This is a genomic window from Acinetobacter sp. YH12138, assembly GCF_015218525.1.
Classification (GTDB): Bacteria; Pseudomonadota; Gammaproteobacteria; order Pseudomonadales; family Moraxellaceae; genus Acinetobacter; species Acinetobacter amyesii.
Genome location: NZ_CP048670.1, coordinates 1,044,935 through 1,066,156 on the forward strand (window position 1 = coordinate 1,044,935; position 21,222 = coordinate 1,066,156).

Here is a 21,222-nt window from a genome sequence, read left to right on the forward strand (position 1 = left end):
ATCTCTACGATTATTGCTAACCGTAGAGACGAGGAGCGATAGAAGCTCCACGGAACACGAATGCTCCGCTGAAATAAAACTTAGTCTTCGCGTAATAATTCGTTCAAGCTTGTTTTCGCACGAGTTTTCGCGTCAACTTTTTTCACGATTACTGCAGCATATAGGCTGTATTTACCGCATTTAGAAGGCAGGCTGCCAGAAACCACAACAGAGCCAGCAGGAACACGACCGTAATGGATTTCGCCAGTTTCACGGTCATAAATCTTAGTCGATTGACCAATAAATACGCCCATTGAAATCACAGAACCTTCTTCTACGATCACACCTTCAACGATCTCAGAACGCGCGCCGATAAAGCAGTTGTCTTCAATGATTGTTGGATTCGCTTGAAGTGGTTCAAGAACGCCACCAATACCAACGCCACCAGATAAGTGAACATTTTTACCAATTTGAGCACATGAACCAACAGTTGCCCATGTATCAACCATTGTACCTTCGTCAACATATGCACCAATATTGACATATGAAGGCATCAATACAACATTTTTTGCTTGGAAAGAACCTTTACGTGCTACAGCAGGTGGTACTACACGTACACCTGCAGCTTTAAATTGTTCTTCAGTCCAGTCAGAGAACTTAGTATCAACTTTGTCATAGAAGCGTAAGTCACAAGCTTCCATTGGTTTGTTGTCATTCAATTTGAATGAAAGCAAAACGGCTTTTTTCACCCATTGATGAACAATCCATTCACCATCAATTTTTTCAGCAACACGTAATGTACCGTTGTCTAGGCCAGCGATCACTTCTTCTACTGCTGCACGTACTTCAGCAGGACAGTCAGCTGCAGTGAAATTAGCACGGTCTTCAAACGCTTGTTCAATGATTGTTGAAAGCTGAGACATGTTCTTCCATCCAGAAAAAAATTTTCCAAGATTTTACACTAAATCGAGTTAAAAATAGATGGTAAATCGGCCTAGGATCGGAATTAATTATTAAGCAAGCACTAAATCCAAGAAATTAAGAGTGATGAATTTAGCATTTTCATAAGGTTTGTATAAAAAATACGCAAAATATACAGAATTGTTCCTTAACATCATTATTATATTTAAAAAAATGAAACAAAAACTCTTTATTAATCAATATTAAAATCTAAATGTATCAAAAGTTAACAAAAAATCAGTAAATTTGCATAAATGTTGAGCTGTGTTTCCTTTTAACATGTGCCATATAACAAGTCTGTAAAATCTGAATAACAGTTTATTTTGAGGAGAAACACATGAAATCATTACGTTTATTAACAGTAGCTGCTCTATTTACTGTTGCAGGTACTGCAATGGCAGATACCTCTGTAGTTCATGATGGCTATGCATTTGATCAAAACCAACTTATCCCAACTGGCGCTCGTCTAGAAGTGGGTACGACTGGTTATGGTGGTGCGTTACTTTGGACTGCGAACCCATACGTCGGCCTTGCATTAGGTTATAACGGTGGTGATATTTCATGGTCTGATGATTTGTCAATCAATGGCACTAAATATGACATGGATATGGATAACAGCGTTGGCTACTTAAATGCAGAAATTCGTCCATGGGGCGCAAGTACGAGTCCTTGGGCACAAGGCTTATATGTTGCTGCAGGTGTAGGTTATATCGATAATGAATACGGTCTAAATAAACATAATAAAAATGCCGAAGGTACGATTAAAGTTGATGGTACGAGCTACACTGGCATTGGTGGTGTGAAAGGTAACTTATCTTATGATAACGACATTGCGCCTTATGTAGGTTTAGGTTTTGCACCAAAATTAAATAAAAACTTTGGTGTATTTGGTGAAGTAGGTGCTTATTACACTGGCAACCCTACTGTGAAACTTCAAGAGTACGGTAATCTTCAAAACTCTGTAACAGGCTCACCTTCAATCAGCGAATCTGTAGATAATGAGGCACGTAAAATTGCAAACGATGACAAATATGAATGGATGCCAGTAGCTAAAGTAGGTGTGAGCTACCATTGGTAAGTTCTTAATGAAACAAAAAAACGAGCTTCGGCTCGTTTTTTTGTTTATTAGAAAGCGTTTAAAATCTGTGACCAAATTTCAGACCATAGATCATGGCATCATTGTCTGAGACACTTGCAAGACCTGAAATATGAGATGTTTCAGTATTCGATGGTTTTGAGAGTTTCATATAATACAGGCCAGTCGCTAGAAAATTGTTCGGGTTAAATTTATGCATCATACCTAAACCTAAACCTCGATAGCCATCACTTGGGTTTAAGGTAGACGCCGCATTTCCTGTCCCGTTGTCCCAAATAAACTCTGCAGCAGCGAGCCAACTCGGATTCAATTGATGTGCAATCCCTAACTTTCCTGACCATTGATCTTTCTGATATTCAACCAATTGGATATCAGCTAAATCACGGTATTGTGGATCGAGTGCCGCGTATTGAAGCACGGCATTAAACTGCGGTGGCTGAATGTTGAAATGTTTCCAATTAATCCACCGAACTGTGCCATATACAACATTGTGTGGGCTAATGGCTGTTTGAAAATCAAAATTGACGCTTTGTGGCGTTTGAATTGAGGTATGGGTGTCAAGTACTAATTGAAAAGGACCATTTGAATATAAAGTTGATTCAGAGGTCTTATTTTCATGTTTTATTTTTGAACGATAGGTTAGGCTAGTTTTAATAGCATATTCAGGGATTTGATAACTGAATCCGAGCAGCCAACCAATCGCTTCATCTTGTTTAAAATCGGCATGGTAGCCATTGAGAGCAGCATATTGTTGCCCAGAAATTTTTAAATCACCTTTAAATGTTTGTAGGCTTAAACCGCTATAAATATTCCAATTATTATTGGGTTGATAGCCTACCAGTCCAGTTAGGTTATGCGTTCTAAAGTTAATATCGGCGCTTTCAATATCGATATTTGAGCTATCTGGTAAGCGAGGACTATATTGATAACTGATATCAGTATGAAAAGGTTGCTCATAAATTACTCCCGCAGAAATATTTTCATGTGGTTGAATTTTAAGTGCAAATTTCCCAGAAAATTGTTGATGAGCGAGATTCCCTGTAGAAAAATCAGTGATGCCCAATTCACTAATTAAGCCTTGATTCTGAACTTTGCCGTCAACTTGAGCATCGACATAAGCGAAACTGGCTTCAGTATAATTTCCGGGTTCAAGAAAGGCCGAGATCGATTGATCTGAGTTTTCTATTCCTGCTGCATACATGATTTGTATGGGGCAGACGATACCGACTGCCACTGCGACGAATTGATTTTTCATAAAGTCCTGGCTTATGGGTCGGAAGTAATGAGGTTTTAATTTTTATTGTGTTGGATGTATTTTAATCACAATTAAAAATAAAGCCAAGAAAACCTAGATAAAATATGTGTTTACCAAAAAAAGAGGACAGCAGGTGTCCTCTTTAATTCGTTAATTGGCCTATCAGTCTTCTGGGTAAGCGACTTTTTTCAACGCTTTGATGTCAGCATCTGGTGAACATAAAGAAATAAACTCATAGCCATAGCCACGTAGTAAATGTCCTTTGCGAACAGCAATCCAAGTGGTATTAACACCAAAAATATCGGTAGGAATTTGTTTTAAACGGTAATCTCGTTCTGGGTCATATGCCACATCGTTGACAATACCCACTCCCATATTAAGTTCAACATAGGTTTTAATAACGTCTGCATCAAGTGCGGACATCACGATATCAACATCAAAGCCTGAATCTTCAAAGGCTTTATCAATTTTTGAACGACCTGTAAAACCACCGTGATAGGTAATAATTGGATAGTTCGATAAATCTTCAATGGTGATATTTGATTTTTGGGTCAGTGGGTGCTCTTTAGGCGTAATGATGCTGTGTTGCCAGTTGTAGTAAGGCACGCTTGCCAGGTTATCTTCATTGGTTAATGATTCGGTTGCGATCCCGATATCCGCTTCACCTTGAAGGAGCATTTCTGTAATTTCAATAGGGCTTGCTTGTTGCAAAATTAGATGAACTTTTGGAAATTCTTTTTTAAATTGGTTCACAATCGGCGGCAAGACATAACGTGCTTGCGTATGTGTGGTCGCAATCGTCAATGTCCCTTCATCTACTTTGTTGAAGTCATCTGCCAGACGTTTAATATTATCTGCATCTACGAGCATGCGTTCAACGATACCCAATAATGACTGGCCTGGTTCGGTTAAACCGAGTAGACGTTTACCTTTACGGATAAACAGCTGTACACCAAGTTCATCTTCTAGATCTTTGATGTGTTTACTCACGCCAGACTGCGAGGTGTAAAGTGCAGCAGACGCTTCTGTTAAATTAAAATTCTGACGTACTGTTTCTCGAATAATTCTTAATTGTTGGAAATTCATAATTTTATTTTACCTTAAAAGCAAGTGGGGCTTGTGAAGGCCCCAACTTATTGTTTTATGCAACTTGGTTTTCAAATAAATGCAAGTTCGTTGCACTTAACCATACCGTTTGATTTGGGCGGAATTGATGTGCTTTCGCTTCATCAGCCGTTAATGAAATTTCGATCAGATTGCCTTGGCGGTCATGCAGTTCAGCAATGACTTTACCTGCAATCCAAAGCTCACGTACAAAAGTCGCTTGGATGGCATTTTCTTGCGGCTGTGCATGAATACGCAGTTCATCCGGACGAGCAAAGGCAATGACATTGCCTTGCGGTGCATTGGCATTTTGTGGCAACAAAATTCGGTCTTCACCAATTTGAAAAAGGCCATTGCTATTTTGACCTTCAAAACGGTTGGCTTGACCTAAAAAGTCAAATACAAACGGTGTTGCAGGTTTTTCATAAACTTCACGCGGCGAGCCAATCTGTTCTACGTTGCCTTTATTCATCACAATGATTTGATCGGCCACTTCAAGCGCTTCTTCTTGGTCATGGGTCACGAAAATAGAGGTGATGTGGAGTTCGTCATGCAAGGTACGTAACCAGCGGCGTAATTCTTTACGAACTTTGGCATCCAATGCACCAAAAGGTTCATCCAGTAATAACACACGCGGTTCAACCGCTAAAGCACGTGCTAGTGCAATGCGTTGACGTTGACCACCTGAAAGTTGAGCAGGGTAACGGTCAGCCAAGAAACCAAGCTGAACAAGATCAAGCAAACGAGTAACCCGCTTTTTGATCTCGGCTTCAGATGGGCGTGTTGCACGTGGGCGTACACGTAAACCAAAAGCAATGTTGTCAAATACGGTCATATGACGGAACAGTGCATAATGTTGGAATACAAAACCAACTTCACGTTCACGGACATGAACTTTAGTGGCATCTTCACCTTCTAGAATGACTTGACCGCTATCGGCAGATTCAAGTCCTGCAATGATACGGAGCAGGGTGGTTTTACCACAGCCTGATGGGCCAAGCAACGCAACGAGCTGGCCATCAGGGAAATCTAAAGAGATATTTTTAAGTGCATGAAATGCACCAAAGTGTTTTTCAATATTTTTTACTTGAATACTCATGAGGTCATTCCTTAAGAAACTTGTGAATCTTCTTTACGCTTGTCTTGTCGTTCCTGACGTAGTTCAACCCATGTTTTTAAAATCAGGGTCACAATCGCCAAGAGCGCTAATAGTGAAGACACAGCAAAAGCAGCACTAAAGGTATATTCGTTATAAAGGATTTCTACGTGTAGCGGTAAGGTGTTGGTTTCGCCGCGAATGTGACCTGAAACCACAGAAACAGCACCAAACTCACCCATTGCACGTGCATTACAGAGAATCACGCCGTAGATTAAGCCCCATTTGATATTTGGAAGTGTCACTTTCCAGAATGTCTGCCAGCCTGAAGCACCCAATACGATTGCTGCTTCTTCTTCCTCTGTTCCTTGAGCTTCCATTAATGGAATCAACTCACGTGCCACAAAAGGAACGGTAATAAACACAGTAGCAAGGACAATGGCTGGAACGGCATATAAAATTTTGATGTCGTTATCCATCAGCCAGCCGCCTAACCAACCTTGAGTACCAAAAATCAGTACCAACATTAAGCCTGCAATGACTGGAGAGACTGAAAATGGCATATCAATAATCGTGGTTAAAATAGATTTACCACGGAAATTAAACTTGGCAACAGACCATGCCGCAGCTACACCAAAGACCACGTTCAACGGTACGGCAATCACAGCTGTCAGTAATGTCAGTTTCACCGCAGATAATGTATCAGGATGAACCAGTGCTTGGAAGTAAACGCCAACACCTTGTTTAAAGGCTTCAACGAAAACCAAAACCAATGGCAGAATCAGGCAGCTTAAGAAGAAAATTAAAGCAATGATGATCAGGGTATAACGAACCCATGTCGGTTCACGCGTTGCATCACGCGACTGTAATTTTTCCGCAAGCGCATTACTGTTCGTATTCATCGTGCAGTTCTCCCTGTACGGCGACTTGCCCATGCTTGAACCAAGTTAATTAAGAATAAAATGGCAAAAGAAATCACCAGCATCACAACAGCAATCGTGGTCGCACCTGCATAATCATATTCTTCAAGGCGAGAGATAATCATCAATGGGGCAATTTCAGTTTTGAAGGGTTGGTTACCTGCGATAAAAATCACCGAACCATACTCACCCACACCGCGTGCAAAGGCCAAAGCAAAACCTGTTAACAGCGCAGGAAATAGAATAGGTAAGATCACTTTGGTCACGATCTGAAAGCGGTTTGCGCCCAGTGCCGAAGCTGCTTCTTCAAGTTCAGTTTCTAGATCACTCAGTACAGGCTGTACAGTGCGAACCACAAAAGGAATACCAATAAAGATGAGGGCCAAGGTAATACCGATCGGGGTATATGCGACTTTAATGCCAATGGGTTCAAGGTACTGACCGATCCAACCAGTCGGTGCATATAACGAAGTTAATGCAATACCCGCAACGGCAGTTGGCAATGCAAAAGGTAAATCAACCAAAGCATCAACAATACGTTTACCCGGGAAGGTATAACGAACCAAACACCATGCTAAGAGCAAACCAAAAACCACATTGACTAACGCAGCAATAATGGCGGCACTAAAACTCAGTTGTAACGATTTTAAAATACGTTCTGAGCTTAAAATTTCCCATAGTCCATCCCAACCGATACCTAAAGATTTAATAAATACGGCCGAAAGGGGAATGAGCACAATTAAGGATAAATACGCTAGGGTAAAGCCTAGAGAAAGACCAAATCCTGGCAGCACTCGGGATCGCTGCGACATGATGACTCCTCAAAATGAGAAAAGCTGACTTAAAAGGTCAGCAAAATTGAATAAATGATTTTGCGACAAGCTTAATGCTCAGTACTTAAAAAGCAAATTGAAATAAATACTTGTTTTCATCAGTAAAGCTGATATGTTTCATGTGGTTTTCTGAAATTAAGTAATTGAAAATTTTAGGAAACGGTCCAAAACCTGATGCAACATTAATGTGACCCACAGCACCCATATTTACAGGGTAAAGCTTCCAAGCATCAGCAAGTTGTTTTGCATCTTCAAAGCCAAGCCAAGGATCATTTTCACTAATCAACATCGTTGTCGGCACACGAATACTTAATTGATGAAAAAATGCTTTGTAATCCGTTGTACTGTCGCGTGCAAAGCCGTTTTCTCCAAAGCGAGCTGGATTGGCTGGCGCAACCAAAACTAAATTTTTGATTTTTTTATTCAGTTCAGGATGCAAGGCCAATGCTGCCACTGTGGTCAAACAACCAAAGCTATGCGCCACAATTTGAATTTCACCCTGTAGAGGTCGTACGGTTTGAACAAATTGTTTAATCCAGTCCTTGAGTACAGGGTGATTCCAATCTTTTTGCTGAACACGAGAGCTAGACATGAGCTGACGTTGTAACCAAGATTGCCAATGTGCGTGTTCACTACCGCCTACACCCGGGACAATTACTGTATGTGTCATGTCAAGTTCTCCTGATTCAGTCAATGACTGATCTTATTTTCCGTTGTTGGCTTTAACGATTTGGTCAAACACGCCGCCATTTTCAAAGTGTGCTTTTTGGACTTTATCCCAACCACCAAATTCTTTATCAATGGTTACGAGTTTAAGTGGCTTAAAGACTGATGCGTATTGTGCAAGCGTTGTAGCGTTACGTGGACGGTAAAAGTTCTGAGCTGCGATTTGCTGACCACGTGGTGAATAAAGGAAGTTTAAATAACCTTTGGCTAAATAAAGATTACCTTTTTTCTCTGCGTTTTTTTCAAGAATAGCAACAGGTGGCTCAGCTAAAATTGAAAGTGAAGGGGTCACAATTTCAAATTTACCCGGTTGTTCACGAATCGCTAAATGTGCTTCATTTTCCCAAGCCAGTAATACATCACCAATGCCACGTTCAGCAAAGGTCGTAGTCGAACCACGTGCGCCTGAATCGAGTACTTTGGTGTTTTTATAAATCTTACGGACAAATTCTTGAGCCGTTGTATCATTACCACCCGCTTGATGTTTTGCCCAAGCCCATGCAGCTAAATAGTTCCAACGTGCACCGCCTGAGGTTTTCGGATTTGAGGTGATAATACCCACGCCTGGTTTAACCAGATCGCCCCAATCTTTAACTGCTTTGGGGTTGCCTTTACGGACTAAGAATACAATCGTTGAGGTATATGGCGTTGAGTTTTGCGGAAGTTTCTTTTGCCAATCTGCAGGTAAAAGTTTGGCTTTTTCTGCAATCACATCAATATCTGCTGCGAGAGCTAAAGTCACCACATCGGCATCTAAGCCATCAATGACGGCACGCGCTTGTTTACCTGAACCACCATGAGATTGTTTAAAATTAATTTTTTGACCTGTACGGCTTTCCCAATATTTACTGAAGTCTTTATTCACACTTTCATAGAGTTCACGCGTTGGGTCGTAAGATACGTTTAAGAAGTCTTTTGCAGCTGCGCCAAAAGAAACCGTCGAAATGACTGCAGCAAGAACACCCAATTTTAATTTTGCGGAAATACTCATGTGAACCTCAATAATTTTTACTTTATCTGTAACATGGGTGAAGAATAGCGCCAATCTTTATGCATAAAAAATAATTAAAAACGAATTTTATATGAATAAAAAAGATAACAGACGTAGCTACGAAAAAAAAAGCATCGACCTTATGCGAAAGGACGATGCTTTTCGGTATTTAAAGCATTATTTGGAATTATTGGTCTTCACGATTTGGTCAAAGACGCCACCATTTTCAAAATGCTTTTTCTGCACTTTGCTCCAACCGCCAAACTCTTTATCAATAGTCACTAATTTTAAAGGTTTAAAGACGGATTTATATTTTGCTAGTACCGCAGCATTACGTGGACGATAAAAGTTCTGTGCAGCAATGGTTTGACCTGCAGGTGAGTACAGATAATTTAAATACGCTTTGGCTAAATTTTCATTGCCATCTTTCTTGGCATTTTTTTCTACAATCGCAACAGGCGGCTCGGCCAAGATAGAAAGTGAAGGGGTCACAATCTCAAACTTACCTGGCTGTTCACGAACTGCCAAATGTGCTTCATTTTCCCAAGCCAGCAATACATCACCAATACCACGTTCAGCGAATGTAGTTGTTGCACCACGAGCACCTGAGTCGAGGACTTTGGTTTGCTTATAGATTTGGCGGACAAATTCTTGGGCTTTTGCATCATTACCACCTGCTTGATGTTTTGCCCAAGCCCACGCTGCTAGATAGTTCCAGCGCGCACCACCCGATGTTTTTGGGTTCGGGGTAATAATGTCGACACCCGGTTTAATTATATCGCCCCAGTCTTTAATGCCTTTCGGGTTGCCTTTATGCACTAAGAACACAATGGTCGATGTATATGGCGTTGAGTTTTGCGGGAATTTTTTTTGCCAGTCTTTTGCAACTAAACCACGTGCAGCAATTTCATCAATATCAGCAGCCAAAGCCAAAGTGACGACATCTGCATCTAGACCATCAATAACTGCACGAGCCTGTTTGCCTGAGCCACCATGAGATTGTTTAAAGTTAATGTCTTGGCCTGTGGTTTTTTTCCAGTAAACACTAAAGTCTTTATTGAAGTTGTCATACAATTCACGGGTTGGATCATATGACACATTTAAGAAATCTTTGGCAGATGCACTGAATGCTGTGGCAGAAATGAATGCAGAAAAAACCCAAGTTTTAATTTCGATAGATTCATGTTGTCCTCAATTTTTATACATGTTTTGTTGGATGAGGCAAGAATATCTGTAGTTTTAATGCAGAAAAAATAATTAAAAAAGAATTTAATATGAACAAAAAAGAAATATATGCTGAGCGATTATTTTTTAAAATAAAGTGATGTAATTGGGATGACGACGTATGCAGTGTTTTAAAAATGCGCAGCAAATAGAACAAGTTGATTTACTTGATCGCGCCTTTCACTATGGCGATGGCTGTTTTAGCACGGCACGTATTCGCCAAGGACAAATAGAACTTTTAGCTTTGCATATTGCACGATTAAAACTGAGCAATGAGCGATTAAAGCTAAATGCAGATTTAAACCTTATTGAAGACACTTTAAAATTGTTACGTAAACAAGATGTCGTCAATGGCACTTTAAAAATTGTGTTGAGTCGTGGTATTGGTCAGCGTGGCTATAGTTTACCTGAGCACCCAGCAGATGTTTGGGTGTTTTATTACCCCAAAACCGTTGCAGATTTTGAGTACGAAACTGTCGAAAGTGGTGTATTACATCAAGCTATTGGGTTAACCATGCCAAGTTTGGTGGGCTTAAAGTCCTTAAATCGATTAGAACAAGTCATGCTCAAAGCAGAGTTGGATCAAACCCCATGGGGCGAAGCTTTGGTGACGGATGTACAAGGTACAGTTGTTGAAGGTGTGAGCAGTAATTGTTTTATTCGCACAAATGAAGGATGGATTACGCCCGAACTTCGTTATAATGGCGTACATGGTGTCATGCGTGCAGAAATTTTAAAACGGATGCAGCAGCTTCAGATTCCATGTACTCAACGTCACGTCAATATGGATGAAATTACGCATTTTCAGAGTGTTTTTTTCTGTAATGCCTTAAGTCCCATGAAAATTGCATCAACTCTGAATGGAGTTGAGTTAGATGTTCAAGCTTGTATTGAACTTTTCCGAACACTTCAATTAAGTCAGATTCGTTAATATGTCCACCGTGTCTAAAAAAACAAATAAGAAAAAATCTGCCAAAGCAGGTTTTCCATTTAAAGCATGTTTGGTTGTGCTACTTGGTATCGTTGTACTTGTGGCGATCTTACTGTGGTCGAGTTTGTTTAAAGCCTATCCTGTGGAAGGCAAAAAGCAAATGTTGGCGATTGGTGCAGGGGATACCTATTCAGGATTTATTGACAGACTAGCCAAAGAGAAACAAGTTCATTTTCCTATTATTTTGAAGTTGTATCAAAAGTTCATGATTAATGACACCTTAAAAGCAGGTGTGTATGAAATTCATGAAGGTATGAGTGTACGAGAAGTTATGGAGTTGATTTCGAATTCTGAAAATGCGCAAATGAATCGAATTTTAGTGATCGAAGGGACGACATTTAAGCAACTGATAGATGCTTTAAAAAATGACCCTTTGGTGACGCATGACATCAGTCATTTACCGTATGCAGAAATCTTAAAAGAGCTCGGCATTTCGTATTCACACCCTGAAGGATTATTTGCACCGAATACGTATTTCTTTGCAAAAGGCGAGTCTGATCGAAAAATTTTGAAGGATTTATATAACCGACAAATCAAAGCCTTAGATCAGGCTTGGACTAATCGAGCTCAAAATTTACCGTACAAAGATAAATATGAAGCCTTAATTATGGCGTCGATTATTGAAAAAGAAACCAGTATTGATAGTGAGCTTGAACAAGTGTCTGGTGTATTTGTGCGTCGTCTCAAACAAGGGATGCGTTTGCAAACAGATCCAACTGTGATTTACGGTATGGGCGATAAATACCAAGGCAATATCACTCGCCAAGATTTACGTACACCTACAGCATATAATACTTATACGATCAATGGCTTACCGCCTACACCGATTGCTTTGCCAAGTCAAAAAGCTATTGAAGCCGCGATGCATCCAGATGCGTCAAATAACATCTATTTCGTGGCAACAGGTAACGGTGGTCATAAATTTAGCAGTAATTTGTCAGACCATAACCGAGCGGTACAAGAGTATTTATCGGTAATTCGTGCGAAAAATTGAGGAGTGAGCATGTTTATTAGCTTTGAAGGCACGGAAGGTGTGGGTAAAACTACACTCATTCGTAAATTACATGATCATTTCCAAAATTTGGGTAAAAATGTCGTACTTACACGTGAGCCGGGTGGTACACCTATGGCTGAACAAATTCGTGCATTACTTTTGGCCGTCAATCATGATGAAGCAATGAGTGATGATACAGAGTTGTTACTTATGTATGCTGCACGTGCACAGCATTTGGCGCGCGTGATTTTACCTGCATTGGCAGAAGGTAAAATCGTTTTATGTGATCGTTTTGCCGATTCGAGTTTTGCTTATCAATGTGCAGGACGTGGTTTAGATCGTGACAAGCTCAATGTCTTAAATGCAAGTTTTGTTGCGCGTATACCGGATATTACTTTTTGGCTTGATGCACCGATTGAAACAGGAATGTTAAGAGCAAGAGAGCGTGGTGCTTTAGACCGTTTTGAACAAGAGAAAGCAACTTTCTTTGAGAAAGTAAGATCAGGTTTTGCTGAGATTCATCAAACGCACCCTGAACGAATGAAACGCCTTGACGCAACCCAAACACCTGAGCATGTTTTCCAACAGGCATTATCGCATCTACAGCAGATCTAAAATGCCATAGTATTTGTTAGGCAATTGATTTAAAAATCATTCATAGCAAAAGTTATGGATGATTTTTTATGCATGCTACAAAACAGGAGATTATTGATTTTTTACAACGTGAATTTGCCCCAAGTTTAAAAAATTGCACGATTCAAGAGGTTGGACAGCAAACCGCGACCTTAATTTGGCATGTCACCGAACAAGATCTAAGACCAGGTAATACGATTTCTGGCCCAACCATGATGACTTTGGCGGACTTTGCGCTATATGTGGCTATATTGGGGGAGATCGGAATTGTCGGACTTGCAGTCACCACAAGTATGAATATTAACTTTTTAAGGAAGCCTGAGGCGAATAAAGATTTGCGGGGAGAATGTCGATTACTTAAAGTCGGTAAAAGCATCATTTATGGTGAGGTATTGGTTTATTCAGCAGGTGTGGATGAGCCTGTGGCACATATTACTGGTAGCTATTCGATTCCTCCGCAGCGACATTGAACTGAAAATATGCAGTTGATCCATTAGATTGGATTAAAATGCAGCAGTCTGTCTAAATAAATTGTGCATTGGTTGGTGAATTTTCTGCGTAGTGTATTTTTATTTGCATAATTTCAATAGCTTAGTAGAAATCAATTAACTCATAAGTGTTATTTTAAATCTATAATTGAATCACAGATTTGATTGGTTAAATACATGACTGCTACTGCACATGAAGTTGTTCGGCTCTTTCAGGAGCATGCATATCCTTTGTCAGAAAAATTGACAGAAATGCTGAATGAGCATTACTCACATCAAACAGAACGACGTGGCTGTGGATATACTCAAGCCACACGTGTATTAGCTGAATATATTAATTTGCCGCGTGCATCACATGAATTTCAAGATCTCAAACTCTTTGATCAATATGACACGCATGGTTTACGCAAAATTTTAGATCAAAGTCGTGCTTATCATTTAGATTTGTCTAGTTGGCGTCATCTAGATTTAAATCAAAATTTAAATCAAAACATTCAGCAATTGAAACAATCCCCAGACTTTTACGAGGTTTTACAGAAAGAATTGCATTTTCAAAAAAGTTTGCGTCAAATCCAGCAACATGCAAATTTGGAAGAAAGTCAGCTTATTTGTACCTTGATTGAAGATCTGATTTTGCCAAAATCGTCAACTGAAAACCAAATCGTTGAAGTACAAGCACTGGCTAATAAGCCAAAAGTTGGCTCTTGTCCAATGGCTGAAAATTTCTTTTTAAAAATTGCACATCGACGTGTATTTCGTAGCGGTGAAATTAATATTTTTGTAGATGAATACGGTCAGCCCTTATTTATGGAAAAATTAAATATGGGGGATAACCATTCTTGTATCAGCTTGAAACCTGTACTCATGAATGGTGTCCGTATTCCAGCCGGTTCACTTTTTTCCGTCGATTATGATCCAGAACAATTAGCTGAAAAACGGGGGAATCGTGAGTTTAAAGGCTTTGTGATTCCTTATCAGGCTATTTCTGGGTGGTGGTTTTTACGTTTAACGACTTTGGCCGTGTCGCCACAAAATCGAAAACGTGCATTCAGTACACATTTTCAGCAGCAAGTGGATAATGGTCTGTATAGTCCAGGTACGACTGAGCTTCAGCAATTAATAGATGTGGCAATAGCGCAACTTTGAGTATTTCCATCATGTTAGATGTATGCTTTTCGCCAAAATATTTTGCTCATACCCATACCAATAGTATGGAAAAATTATTAGCAGTTGGAACAGCTTTAGAACAATGGCAGAACATCCGAATACATGAACCTGAGTGTATTGACGCTGAAATTTTAAGCCAAGTGCATGATCCTGTTTATGTGGACGCATTTATGACAGGGCAGCCCACTAAGCTTGCGACCTTTTCAGGTTTTAAGCCTTGGAATACTCAGCTTCGAGATGCAGTGCTGAGAATCAATGCAGGGCAGTTGATGGCAGCAGAAATGGCTTTGCAAAAAGGCATTGCAGCAAATGTTGCACAGGGTTTTCATCATGCAGTGTTTGAATATGGCGGATCATTTTGCACATTCAATGGTTTGGCTTTGGTGGCACAGCAGAATCCGAATAAAAAAATCTTTGTACTCGATTGCGATCAACATGGGGGGAACGGCACAGCTGATTTTACTAGACGGTTAGATAACCTTTTTAATTTTAGTATTTATGGGCTACATTTTGGTTGTCCTACTTATGAACGTTCTTTAACACGGCATGTGCATAAAGAACGTGGAAATTTCGCACAATATACTTTGGCTATACATGAAGGAATTCAGCAAGCTAAAGCATGGGGTGCAGATTTAATTATTTATCAAGCAGGGATGGATTGTCATCAAGCTGACCCTTTTGGCTCATCATGGTTTAGCACCGCTTTGATACAGAAACGCGAAGAAATGGTCTTCAATTTGGCTAAACGTGCAGATATTCCGCTGATGTTTGTATTGGCTGGGGGCTATCAAAATATGAATGATCTTGTAAATCTGCACTTAGAAACTTTCAAAGCGGCATTACATATTTATGGGTAGTAAAATCAAAAAAAAGCCGACATCATGTGCGGCTTCTTTTTTAATTTAAAAGTTTTAAGAGACTAACTCAGTATTAACTACAGGGCAATCAACCGTGAAATCGGGTGGACTTAACACCGTTTTACGTAGTTCGTCTGCTTGTTCAGGATAGTCTAAAGTGAAATGCAGACCACGAGACTCTTTACGTTCCATTGCACAGCGCACAATCATTTCTGATACCAATACTAAGTTACGGAGTTCAATCAGATTTTTACTGACTTGGTAATCTTGGTAATACTCGGTGATTTCACGCTTAAGCATTTCAATGCGGTGTAGGGCACGTTGGAGGCGCTTGGTCGTTCTGACAATGCCCACGTAATTCCACATGGTTTGGCGAAGTTCATCCCAATTCTGCAAAATCACCACGTCTTCATCAGGGTTAGTCACTTGCGAGTCATCCCATTCTGGGACATGAGGTGCCTGATAAGTTCCTTGATGCTGTGCTGTGATATGTGCTGAAGCACTCATACCATAGACAAAACATTCCAGTAAGGAGTTACTCGCCATACGGTTTGCACCATGTAGGCCGGTATAAGAGGTTTCCCCAATGGCATATAGGCCTGGAATATCGGTCTGACTGTTTTCATCAACCACAACGCCACCACAGGTGTAGTGTGCTGCAGGAACCACTGGGATCATTTCTTTGGTAATATCAATACCGAGTTCCATTAAGCGTGCATACAATGTTGGGAAATGTTCTTTGACAAATTCGGCAGGTTTATGGGTGATATCAAGCCAAACATGACGGATTCCTAGACGTTTGATTTCATAATCAATAGCGCGCGCTACGATATCGCGTGGTGCTAATTCGGCACGCTCATCAAAGCGCAGCATAAAGCGTTCACCATCTGGAAGACGTAAATAGGCACCTTCGCCACGCATCGCTTCGGTAATTAAGAAAGAGCGAGCTTGAGGATGATATAAACAGGTTGGATGGAATTGGTTAAACTCCATATTGGCAACACGGCAGCCTGCACGATACGCCATGGCAATACCATCACCCGTCGCAATGTCGGGATTTGATGTATATAAATATGCTTTCATGGCACCACCACAGGCAAGGGCAGTGAAGGGTGCTAAAAAGGTATGTACTTTTTCGGTTTTTTCATCTAAAGCATACAGACCGAGAGCACGGTTTTCAGTTTCAGGATTTAATTTTTGTGCGGTGATTAAATCGATTGCAATAAAATTTTCAAAAATATGAATATTGGCTTTTTCTTGCGCACGTTCAACCAATGTTGTGGAAATAGCACGACCTGTGGCATCTGCTGCATGGATAATCCGCCGGTGAGAGTGACCACCTTCACGTGTCAGATGTAACTGTTCTTGGTCGTCTAAAGTAAATTGCACACCCTGATTCAGTAGAAAATCGACAGAAGATTTACCACCTTCAACGGTTTGTTTTACCGCTGCCATTTCACATAAATGCGCACCGGCAATCATGGTGTCATTGATATGTTGTTCAATAGAATCTGTTTTATCGAGGACGGCAGCAACACCACCTTGGGCATAATATGTACTGGCATCCGTCAGCGTCGATTTAGCTAAAACAGCAATATTAAAATGATCTGGTAACGATAGGGCTAAACTTAGGCCTGCACCGCCACTTCCCACAATAATCACATCAAATTGATGTGTCGTGTTTAAATTAGACATGTCCATCAGCTAATTTTAAAAATGTCCGATCATCACAACTGTTTTTGCCTAAAAACGCAATGACTATAAATTAACTAAATAATGAAAAATATTCATAGATCTGTAATATTTAAGGAATGTTTAAGATTGTTTATCATAAATAATCATCAAACATTTTATTACGAAGCTTAGACTTGCATTGTGATAAAAACTAACGTATTTCAAATGATAAGCACAATTGAGTGAATGCTAACAATGAATAAATCGTATTTACAAAAGGGACTCTATGCAGCTGTGTTTACGGTTGCTAGCGTGCAGACTCAGGCAGCGGGTCCTGTTGATTTTTCCAATTTGGTTGAACAAGTCAGCCCAGCTGTCGTAAGCGTGAATGTGGTTAAAAAGCTTAGTCAAGAAGAGCTTTTGCAGCAACAAGTCCCAGAAATATTACGACGCTTTTTTGGTAATCAGGTGGTTATTCCGCAGCAAAAAATGCCGCAAGAAAAGACCGGTTATGGAAGCGCATTCTTTATTAGTAAAGATGGTTATCTATTAACCAATCACCATGTGGTAGAAGATGCCTCGAAAGTCACCATTGTACTGAATGACCGCCGTGAAATTGATGCCACAGTTGTGGGTAGTGATGAGCGGACTGACGTGGCTTTGTTAAAGGTCAAAGGTTCAAATTTTCCTGAGCTACGCACAGGCAATGTTGACCGTTTACGTGTAGGTGAGCCAGTGTTGGCCATTGGTTCACCATTTGGCTTCGACTATTCAGCTTCGGCAGGAATCGTTAGTGCTAAAATGCGTAATATGATGGGAGAAACCTCGGTTCCATTCATTCAAACTGACGTGGCATTGAACCCGGGTAATTCTGGTGGTCCATTATTTAATCAGTCTGGTGAAGTGGTCGGGGTAAATTCTCGTATCTTTAGTGGTACAGGCGGTTATATGGGGTTATCGTTCTCGATTCCCATTGATGTTGCAATGGATGTTGCAGACCAATTAAAGAAAAACGGCAAGGTAACACGTGCTTATTTAGGCGTCATGCTACAAGATATCGATCGTAATCTTGCAGAGTCTTATAACCTTTCAAAACCAGAAGGCTCTTTGATTACTCAAGTTGCACCAAATTCACCTGCTGCAAAAGCTGGCTTTAAAGTAGGTGATGTCATTTTGAAATTTAATGGCACACCAATTTCACGTACAGGCGAACTGCTGAATTATCTTAATCGTACAGGTCCAAATCAAAGTATTCAGCTTGAAGTACTGCGTGATGATAAACGCCAAAATATTTCAGCAACCTTGATCACAGCACCAGATGATACGCCTGCAAAAGCTGAAACGACATCTGTGAAAAAAGGTCCAGTGATTGGGGTGTCGATCCGCAACTTAAACGCAGATGAATTAAAACAACTGAGTCTAAAAGGCGGTGTCTTGATTCAAGATGTGCGAGCTGGTGGTATAGCTTCACAAGCGAGAATTCAGCCGGGGGATGTTGTCACCCAAGTTAATAATAAAGTCGTAAACAATGCTGAAGATTTTGTGAAAGTTATTTCTGAGTTGAAAAATGGTAGCATTGCACGTGTTTCTTTGATTCGTCAGGGACAGCGTGCGATTGTGGGCATGCGTATTCAGTAATGAGTTACTAAATGAAAACCACTCCAAGCGAGTGGTTTTTTAACTTTAGCGTTTTTGCAATTCACCCTTAGATAAAAATGGGTAGACTGTGGGCCACAATTTAAAATTTGCAGGACGCTATGAGCGATATCTTTGATTTAAAAATTACAGTTCAAGCTGAACATATCGACACATTAAATCATGTGAATAACGTGGTGTACGTCAGTTGGATGCAAGATGTCGCGACAGCACATATTGAAGCTTTGGGTTTAGGCTTAAAAGAATATATTGAATTGAAGCATGCCATGGTCGCTGTTGAGCATCATGTGCAATATCGTAAAGCAGCGCTCGAAGGTGAGGAGATTATTTTACGAACTTGGCTAAATGATATCAATGCATTGTATTCGTTTCGGCAGTATGTATTTTATCGCCCTAAAGACAAAGCGATATTATTTACAGGCAATACACAGTGGGCATGCATTGAAATTGCTACAGGCCGTCCAAAGCGCATGTCGCCAACATTTACCCAAGCTTATCAACCCATCGCAGATAGCCTAAATCCGCTTGATTTTAGTGCTTATGATCTCTGAGTTTGATTTCAAAGTAATATTTCAAACCAAGACCAGCCAAGTTCTACATGCAGGAAAAGTGGTTAGCATAAAAGCAATGCATTATTTTCGATACTTTGAAAAATCCATCTGCTATAATCCTCGGCAATTTCTATTCGGCTTTTGCTATGCATAAAGAATTGCATGCATAGCGCTTTTATTTTTCCAAGGTAGCCCATGGCGCAAGCTAAAAAATCTGTTGATATAAAAAACATTCGTAACTTCTCGATCATTGCGCATATCGACCATGGTAAGTCGACGCTTGCCGACCGATTTATTCAAACTTGTGGTGGCCTGCAAGATCGTGAAATGCAGGCACAGGTTCTAGATTCTATGGAATTAGAACGTGAGCGTGGTATTACGATTAAAGCTACGTCTGTGACTTTGTATTACACTCATCCTAACGGTGAAGAATACCAGCTTAACTTTATTGACACACCTGGGCACGTTGACTTTTCTTATGAAGTTTCACGTTCACTTGCTGCATGTGAAGGCGCATTATTGGTTGTCGATGCTGCACAAGGTGTAGAAGCCCAGTCTGTTGCTAACTGCTATACAGCAATTGAACAAGGCTTAGAAGTCCTACCTGTTTTAAATAAAATCGATTTGCCGCAAGCAGAGCCAGAACGTGTTATTCAAGAAATTGAAGACATTATTGGCATCGAAGCGACTGAAGCACCGACGTGTTCAGCTAAAACCGGTCTAGGCATTGAAGGGGTGCTTGAAACACTAGTCAATGTCATTCCTGCACCCGAAGGCGATCGTAATGCACCATTACAAGCCTTAATTGTTGACTCTTGGTTCGACAACTATTTGGGCGTGGTTTCTTTAGTTCGTATTAAAGAAGGTCGTGTGCGTAAAGGCGATAAAATGTTGATGAAATCAACTGGTCAAACGCACATCATCACCTCAGTAGGTATTTTTAATCCTAAACATACAGAAACTGACATGCTCGAAGCAGGTGAAGTTGGTTTCGTGATCGCGGGTATTAAAGATATTTTTGGTGCTCCAGTTGGTGATACGATTACCTTGGCAACTACACCAGAAGTTGAAAGCTTACCGGGTTTCAAAAAAGTGAAACCACAGGTCTATGCAGGTTTATTCCCAATCGATTCAAGTGAATTTGAACCGTTCCGTGAGGCGCTGCACAAACTGCAAATTAATGACTCAGCGTTGTTCTTTGAACCTGAAAGTTCAGATGCACTTGGTTTTGGCTTCCGTTGTGGCTTCTTGGGTATGCTGCACATGGAAATTGTACAAGAACGTTTAGAACGTGAGTATGATCTGGACCTGATTTCTTCAGCACCAACCGTAATTTATGAAGCGGTGATGAAAAATGGTCAAACCATTTATATCGACAGTCCTTCTAAAATGCCTGATGGTTCAACAGTTGAAGACTTACGTGAGCCAATTGCTGAATGTCACATTTTAGTACCGCAAGAATACTTGGGTAATGTGATGACTTTATGTGTTGAACGTCGCGGCGTTCAAAAGAATATGAAGTTTATGGCGAACCAAGTGGCCATTACGTTTGAAATCCCAATGGCTGAAGTAGTGATGGATTTCTTTGATAAATTGAAATCATGTTCACGCGGTTTTGCATCGTTAGATTATAACTTTGTGCGTTTTGAGAGTTCATCTCTAGTTAAGGTGGATGTGTTAATCAACGGTGAAAAAGTTGATGCCTTGGCCATGATTTGCCACCGACAAGATGCTCGCCATCGTGGTATTGCACTTGTGGAAAAAATGAAAGATTTAATTCCACGTCAAATGTTCGATGTGGCTATTCAAGCAGCGATTGGTGCACAAATCATTGCACGCTCAACTGTAAAAGCGATGCGTAAAAACGTTTTGGCTAAATGTTATGGTGGTGACGTGTCGCGTAAGAAGAAACTTCTTGCGAAACAAAAAGAAGGTAAGAAACGTATGAAACAAGTGGGCAGCGTCGAAATCCCACAAGAAGCGTTCCTTGCTGTATTGAAAGTAGAAAGATAATAAATAGAGGTTTA

The 21,222-nt window shown here is 40.4% G+C and carries 20 protein-coding genes; 10 read left to right on the top strand and 10 right to left on the bottom strand.

Annotated elements, in window-relative coordinates:
* Positions 1 to 80: 80 nt before the first annotated feature.
* Positions 81 to 902, bottom strand: a complete 822-nt coding sequence (gene dapD / locus G0029_RS04970; RefSeq protein ID WP_078190347.1) for a 2,3,4,5-tetrahydropyridine-2,6-dicarboxylate N-succinyltransferase — start codon at positions 900 to 902, stop codon at positions 81 to 83.
* Between the two features lie 374 nt (positions 903 to 1,276).
* Between dapD and carO the strand changes: the two genes are divergently transcribed.
* On the top strand, positions 1,277 to 2,017 hold the full coding sequence (gene carO, locus G0029_RS04975) for an ornithine uptake porin CarO (RefSeq protein ID WP_180108001.1): 741 nt from the start codon (positions 1,277 to 1,279) through the stop codon (positions 2,015 to 2,017).
* Positions 2,018 to 2,075: 58 nt separating this feature from the next.
* Here carO and G0029_RS04980 read toward each other — a convergent pair whose 3' ends face one another.
* From G0029_RS04980 to G0029_RS05015, 8 genes are all read right to left on the bottom strand, one after another.
* Positions 2,076 to 3,290 carry an OmpP1/FadL family transporter gene (locus G0029_RS04980; RefSeq protein WP_227591869.1) on the bottom strand — a complete coding sequence of 405 codons (1,215 nt, stop codon included), beginning with the start codon at positions 3,288 to 3,290 and terminating at the stop codon, positions 2,076 to 2,078.
* A 162-nt stretch (positions 3,291 to 3,452) separates the two neighbouring features.
* Positions 3,453 to 4,376 carry a CysB family HTH-type transcriptional regulator gene (locus G0029_RS04985; RefSeq protein ID WP_078192020.1) on the bottom strand — a complete coding sequence of 308 codons (924 nt, stop codon included), beginning with the start codon at positions 4,374 to 4,376 and terminating at the stop codon, positions 3,453 to 3,455.
* A gap of 55 nt (positions 4,377 to 4,431) precedes the next feature.
* A complete protein-coding gene (locus G0029_RS04990) occupies positions 4,432 to 5,493 on the bottom strand; it encodes a sulfate/molybdate ABC transporter ATP-binding protein (protein ID WP_180048716.1) in 1,062 nt (353 codons plus the stop codon).
* A gap of 11 nt (positions 5,494 to 5,504) precedes the next feature.
* The gene (gene cysW / locus G0029_RS04995) at positions 5,505 to 6,392 is read right to left on the bottom strand and encodes a sulfate ABC transporter permease subunit CysW (RefSeq protein ID WP_078192018.1); all 888 of its coding nucleotides are present in this window, start codon (positions 6,390 to 6,392) and stop codon (positions 5,505 to 5,507) included.
* Positions 6,389 to 7,222 (bottom strand): sulfate ABC transporter permease subunit CysT, encoded by an 834-nt coding sequence (gene cysT, locus G0029_RS05000; protein ID WP_078190342.1) that lies wholly within the window; start codon positions 7,220 to 7,222, stop codon positions 6,389 to 6,391. Before cysT ends, cysW begins: the two co-directional genes overlap by 4 nt.
* An 85-nt stretch (positions 7,223 to 7,307) precedes the next feature.
* Positions 7,308 to 7,913, bottom strand: coding sequence for an alpha/beta hydrolase (locus G0029_RS05005; RefSeq protein WP_180110025.1), 606 nt, complete (start codon positions 7,911 to 7,913; stop codon positions 7,308 to 7,310).
* 33 nt (positions 7,914 to 7,946) lie between these two features.
* Positions 7,947 to 8,960 carry a sulfate ABC transporter substrate-binding protein gene (locus G0029_RS05010; protein WP_180108004.1) on the bottom strand — a complete coding sequence of 338 codons (1,014 nt, stop codon included), beginning with the start codon at positions 8,958 to 8,960 and terminating at the stop codon, positions 7,947 to 7,949.
* A 177-nt stretch (positions 8,961 to 9,137) separates the two neighbouring features.
* Positions 9,138 to 10,136, bottom strand: coding sequence for a sulfate ABC transporter substrate-binding protein (locus G0029_RS05015; RefSeq protein ID WP_180108016.1), 999 nt, complete (start codon positions 10,134 to 10,136; stop codon positions 9,138 to 9,140).
* 169 nt (positions 10,137 to 10,305) lie between these two features.
* Between G0029_RS05015 and pabC the strand changes: the two genes are divergently transcribed.
* The 6 genes from pabC to G0029_RS05045 all read left to right on the top strand — a co-directional run bounded on the left by pabC (position 10,306) and on the right by G0029_RS05045 (position 15,314).
* Positions 10,306 to 11,115 (top strand): aminodeoxychorismate lyase, encoded by an 810-nt coding sequence (gene pabC, locus G0029_RS05020; RefSeq protein ID WP_180108005.1) that lies wholly within the window; start codon positions 10,306 to 10,308, stop codon positions 11,113 to 11,115.
* A 1-nt stretch (position 11,116) separates the two neighbouring features.
* The gene (mltG, locus tag G0029_RS05025; RefSeq protein ID WP_180108006.1) at positions 11,117 to 12,169 is read left to right on the top strand and encodes an endolytic transglycosylase MltG; all 1,053 of its coding nucleotides are present in this window, start codon (positions 11,117 to 11,119) and stop codon (positions 12,167 to 12,169) included.
* Positions 12,170 to 12,178: 9 nt separating this feature from the next.
* Entirely contained in the window at positions 12,179 to 12,784 is a 606-nt protein-coding gene (tmk, locus tag G0029_RS05030; protein ID WP_180040130.1) for a dTMP kinase, read from the top strand.
* A gap of 68 nt (positions 12,785 to 12,852) precedes the next feature.
* A complete protein-coding gene (locus G0029_RS05035; protein ID WP_180108007.1) occupies positions 12,853 to 13,272 on the top strand; it encodes a PaaI family thioesterase in 420 nt (139 codons plus the stop codon).
* A gap of 195 nt (positions 13,273 to 13,467) precedes the next feature.
* Positions 13,468 to 14,436: a hypothetical protein gene (locus G0029_RS05040; protein WP_180108008.1), complete on the top strand. Its 969-nt coding sequence runs from the start codon at positions 13,468 to 13,470 to the stop codon at positions 14,434 to 14,436.
* 11 nt (positions 14,437 to 14,447) lie between these two features.
* Entirely contained in the window at positions 14,448 to 15,314 is an 867-nt protein-coding gene (locus G0029_RS05045; protein ID WP_180108009.1) for a histone deacetylase, read from the top strand.
* Between the two features lie 54 nt (positions 15,315 to 15,368).
* Here the strand turns inward: G0029_RS05045 and nadB are convergent, their stop codons facing one another.
* Entirely contained in the window at positions 15,369 to 17,015 is a 1,647-nt protein-coding gene (nadB, locus tag G0029_RS05050) for an L-aspartate oxidase (protein ID WP_180108010.1), read from the bottom strand.
* A 228-nt stretch (positions 17,016 to 17,243) separates the two neighbouring features.
* On the opposite strand from nadB, the gene G0029_RS05055 reads away from it, so the two are divergent.
* The 3 genes from G0029_RS05055 (at position 17,244) to lepA (ending at position 21,208) form a co-directional block, all read left to right on the top strand.
* Positions 17,244 to 18,626 (top strand): Do family serine endopeptidase, encoded by a 1,383-nt coding sequence (locus G0029_RS05055; protein WP_111883975.1) that lies wholly within the window; start codon positions 17,244 to 17,246, stop codon positions 18,624 to 18,626.
* 119 nt (positions 18,627 to 18,745) lie between these two features.
* Entirely contained in the window at positions 18,746 to 19,195 is a 450-nt protein-coding gene (locus G0029_RS05060; protein WP_078192006.1) for an acyl-CoA thioesterase, read from the top strand.
* Positions 19,196 to 19,390: 195 nt separating this feature from the next.
* The gene (gene lepA, locus G0029_RS05065; protein WP_111883977.1) at positions 19,391 to 21,208 is read left to right on the top strand and encodes a translation elongation factor 4; all 1,818 of its coding nucleotides are present in this window, start codon (positions 19,391 to 19,393) and stop codon (positions 21,206 to 21,208) included.
* Positions 21,209 to 21,222: the final 14 nt, after the last annotated feature.

Bases quoted from the DNA above. Each gene is read 5' to 3' on its own strand.
- lepA (WP_111883977.1), top strand. From the start codon at position 19,391: ATGGCGCAAGCTAAAAAATCTGTTGATATAAAAAACATTCGTAACTTC.
- carO (WP_180108001.1), top strand. From the start codon at position 1,277: ATGAAATCATTACGTTTATTAACAGTAGCTGCTCTATTTACTGTTGCA.
- mltG (WP_180108006.1), top strand. From the start codon at position 11,117: ATGTCCACCGTGTCTAAAAAAACAAATAAGAAAAAATCTGCCAAAGCA.
- cysT (WP_078190342.1), bottom strand. From the start codon at position 7,222: ATGTCGCAGCGATCCCGAGTGCTGCCAGGATTTGGTCTTTCTCTAGGC.
- G0029_RS04990 (WP_180048716.1), bottom strand. From the start codon at position 5,493: ATGAGTATTCAAGTAAAAAATATTGAAAAACACTTTGGTGCATTTCAT.
- G0029_RS05005 (WP_180110025.1), bottom strand. From the start codon at position 7,913: ATGACACATACAGTAATTGTCCCGGGTGTAGGCGGTAGTGAACACGCA.
- cysW (WP_078192018.1), bottom strand. From the start codon at position 6,392: ATGAATACGAACAGTAATGCGCTTGCGGAAAAATTACAGTCGCGTGAT.
- G0029_RS05040 (WP_180108008.1), top strand. From the start codon at position 13,468: ATGACTGCTACTGCACATGAAGTTGTTCGGCTCTTTCAGGAGCATGCA.
- tmk (WP_180040130.1), top strand. From the start codon at position 12,179: ATGTTTATTAGCTTTGAAGGCACGGAAGGTGTGGGTAAAACTACACTC.
- G0029_RS05035 (WP_180108007.1), top strand. From the start codon at position 12,853: ATGCATGCTACAAAACAGGAGATTATTGATTTTTTACAACGTGAATTT.
- G0029_RS04980 (WP_227591869.1), bottom strand. From the start codon at position 3,290: ATGAAAAATCAATTCGTCGCAGTGGCAGTCGGTATCGTCTGCCCCATA.
- dapD (WP_078190347.1), bottom strand. From the start codon at position 902: ATGTCTCAGCTTTCAACAATCATTGAACAAGCGTTTGAAGACCGTGCT.
- G0029_RS05045 (WP_180108009.1), top strand. From the start codon at position 14,448: ATGTTAGATGTATGCTTTTCGCCAAAATATTTTGCTCATACCCATACC.
- G0029_RS04985 (WP_078192020.1), bottom strand. From the start codon at position 4,376: ATGAATTTCCAACAATTAAGAATTATTCGAGAAACAGTACGTCAGAAT.
- G0029_RS05055 (WP_111883975.1), top strand. From the start codon at position 17,244: ATGAATAAATCGTATTTACAAAAGGGACTCTATGCAGCTGTGTTTACG.
- G0029_RS05060 (WP_078192006.1), top strand. From the start codon at position 18,746: ATGAGCGATATCTTTGATTTAAAAATTACAGTTCAAGCTGAACATATC.
- pabC (WP_180108005.1), top strand. From the start codon at position 10,306: ATGCAGTGTTTTAAAAATGCGCAGCAAATAGAACAAGTTGATTTACTT.
- G0029_RS05010 (WP_180108004.1), bottom strand. From the start codon at position 8,960: ATGAGTATTTCCGCAAAATTAAAATTGGGTGTTCTTGCTGCAGTCATT.
- nadB (WP_180108010.1), bottom strand. From the start codon at position 17,015: ATGGACATGTCTAATTTAAACACGACACATCAATTTGATGTGATTATT.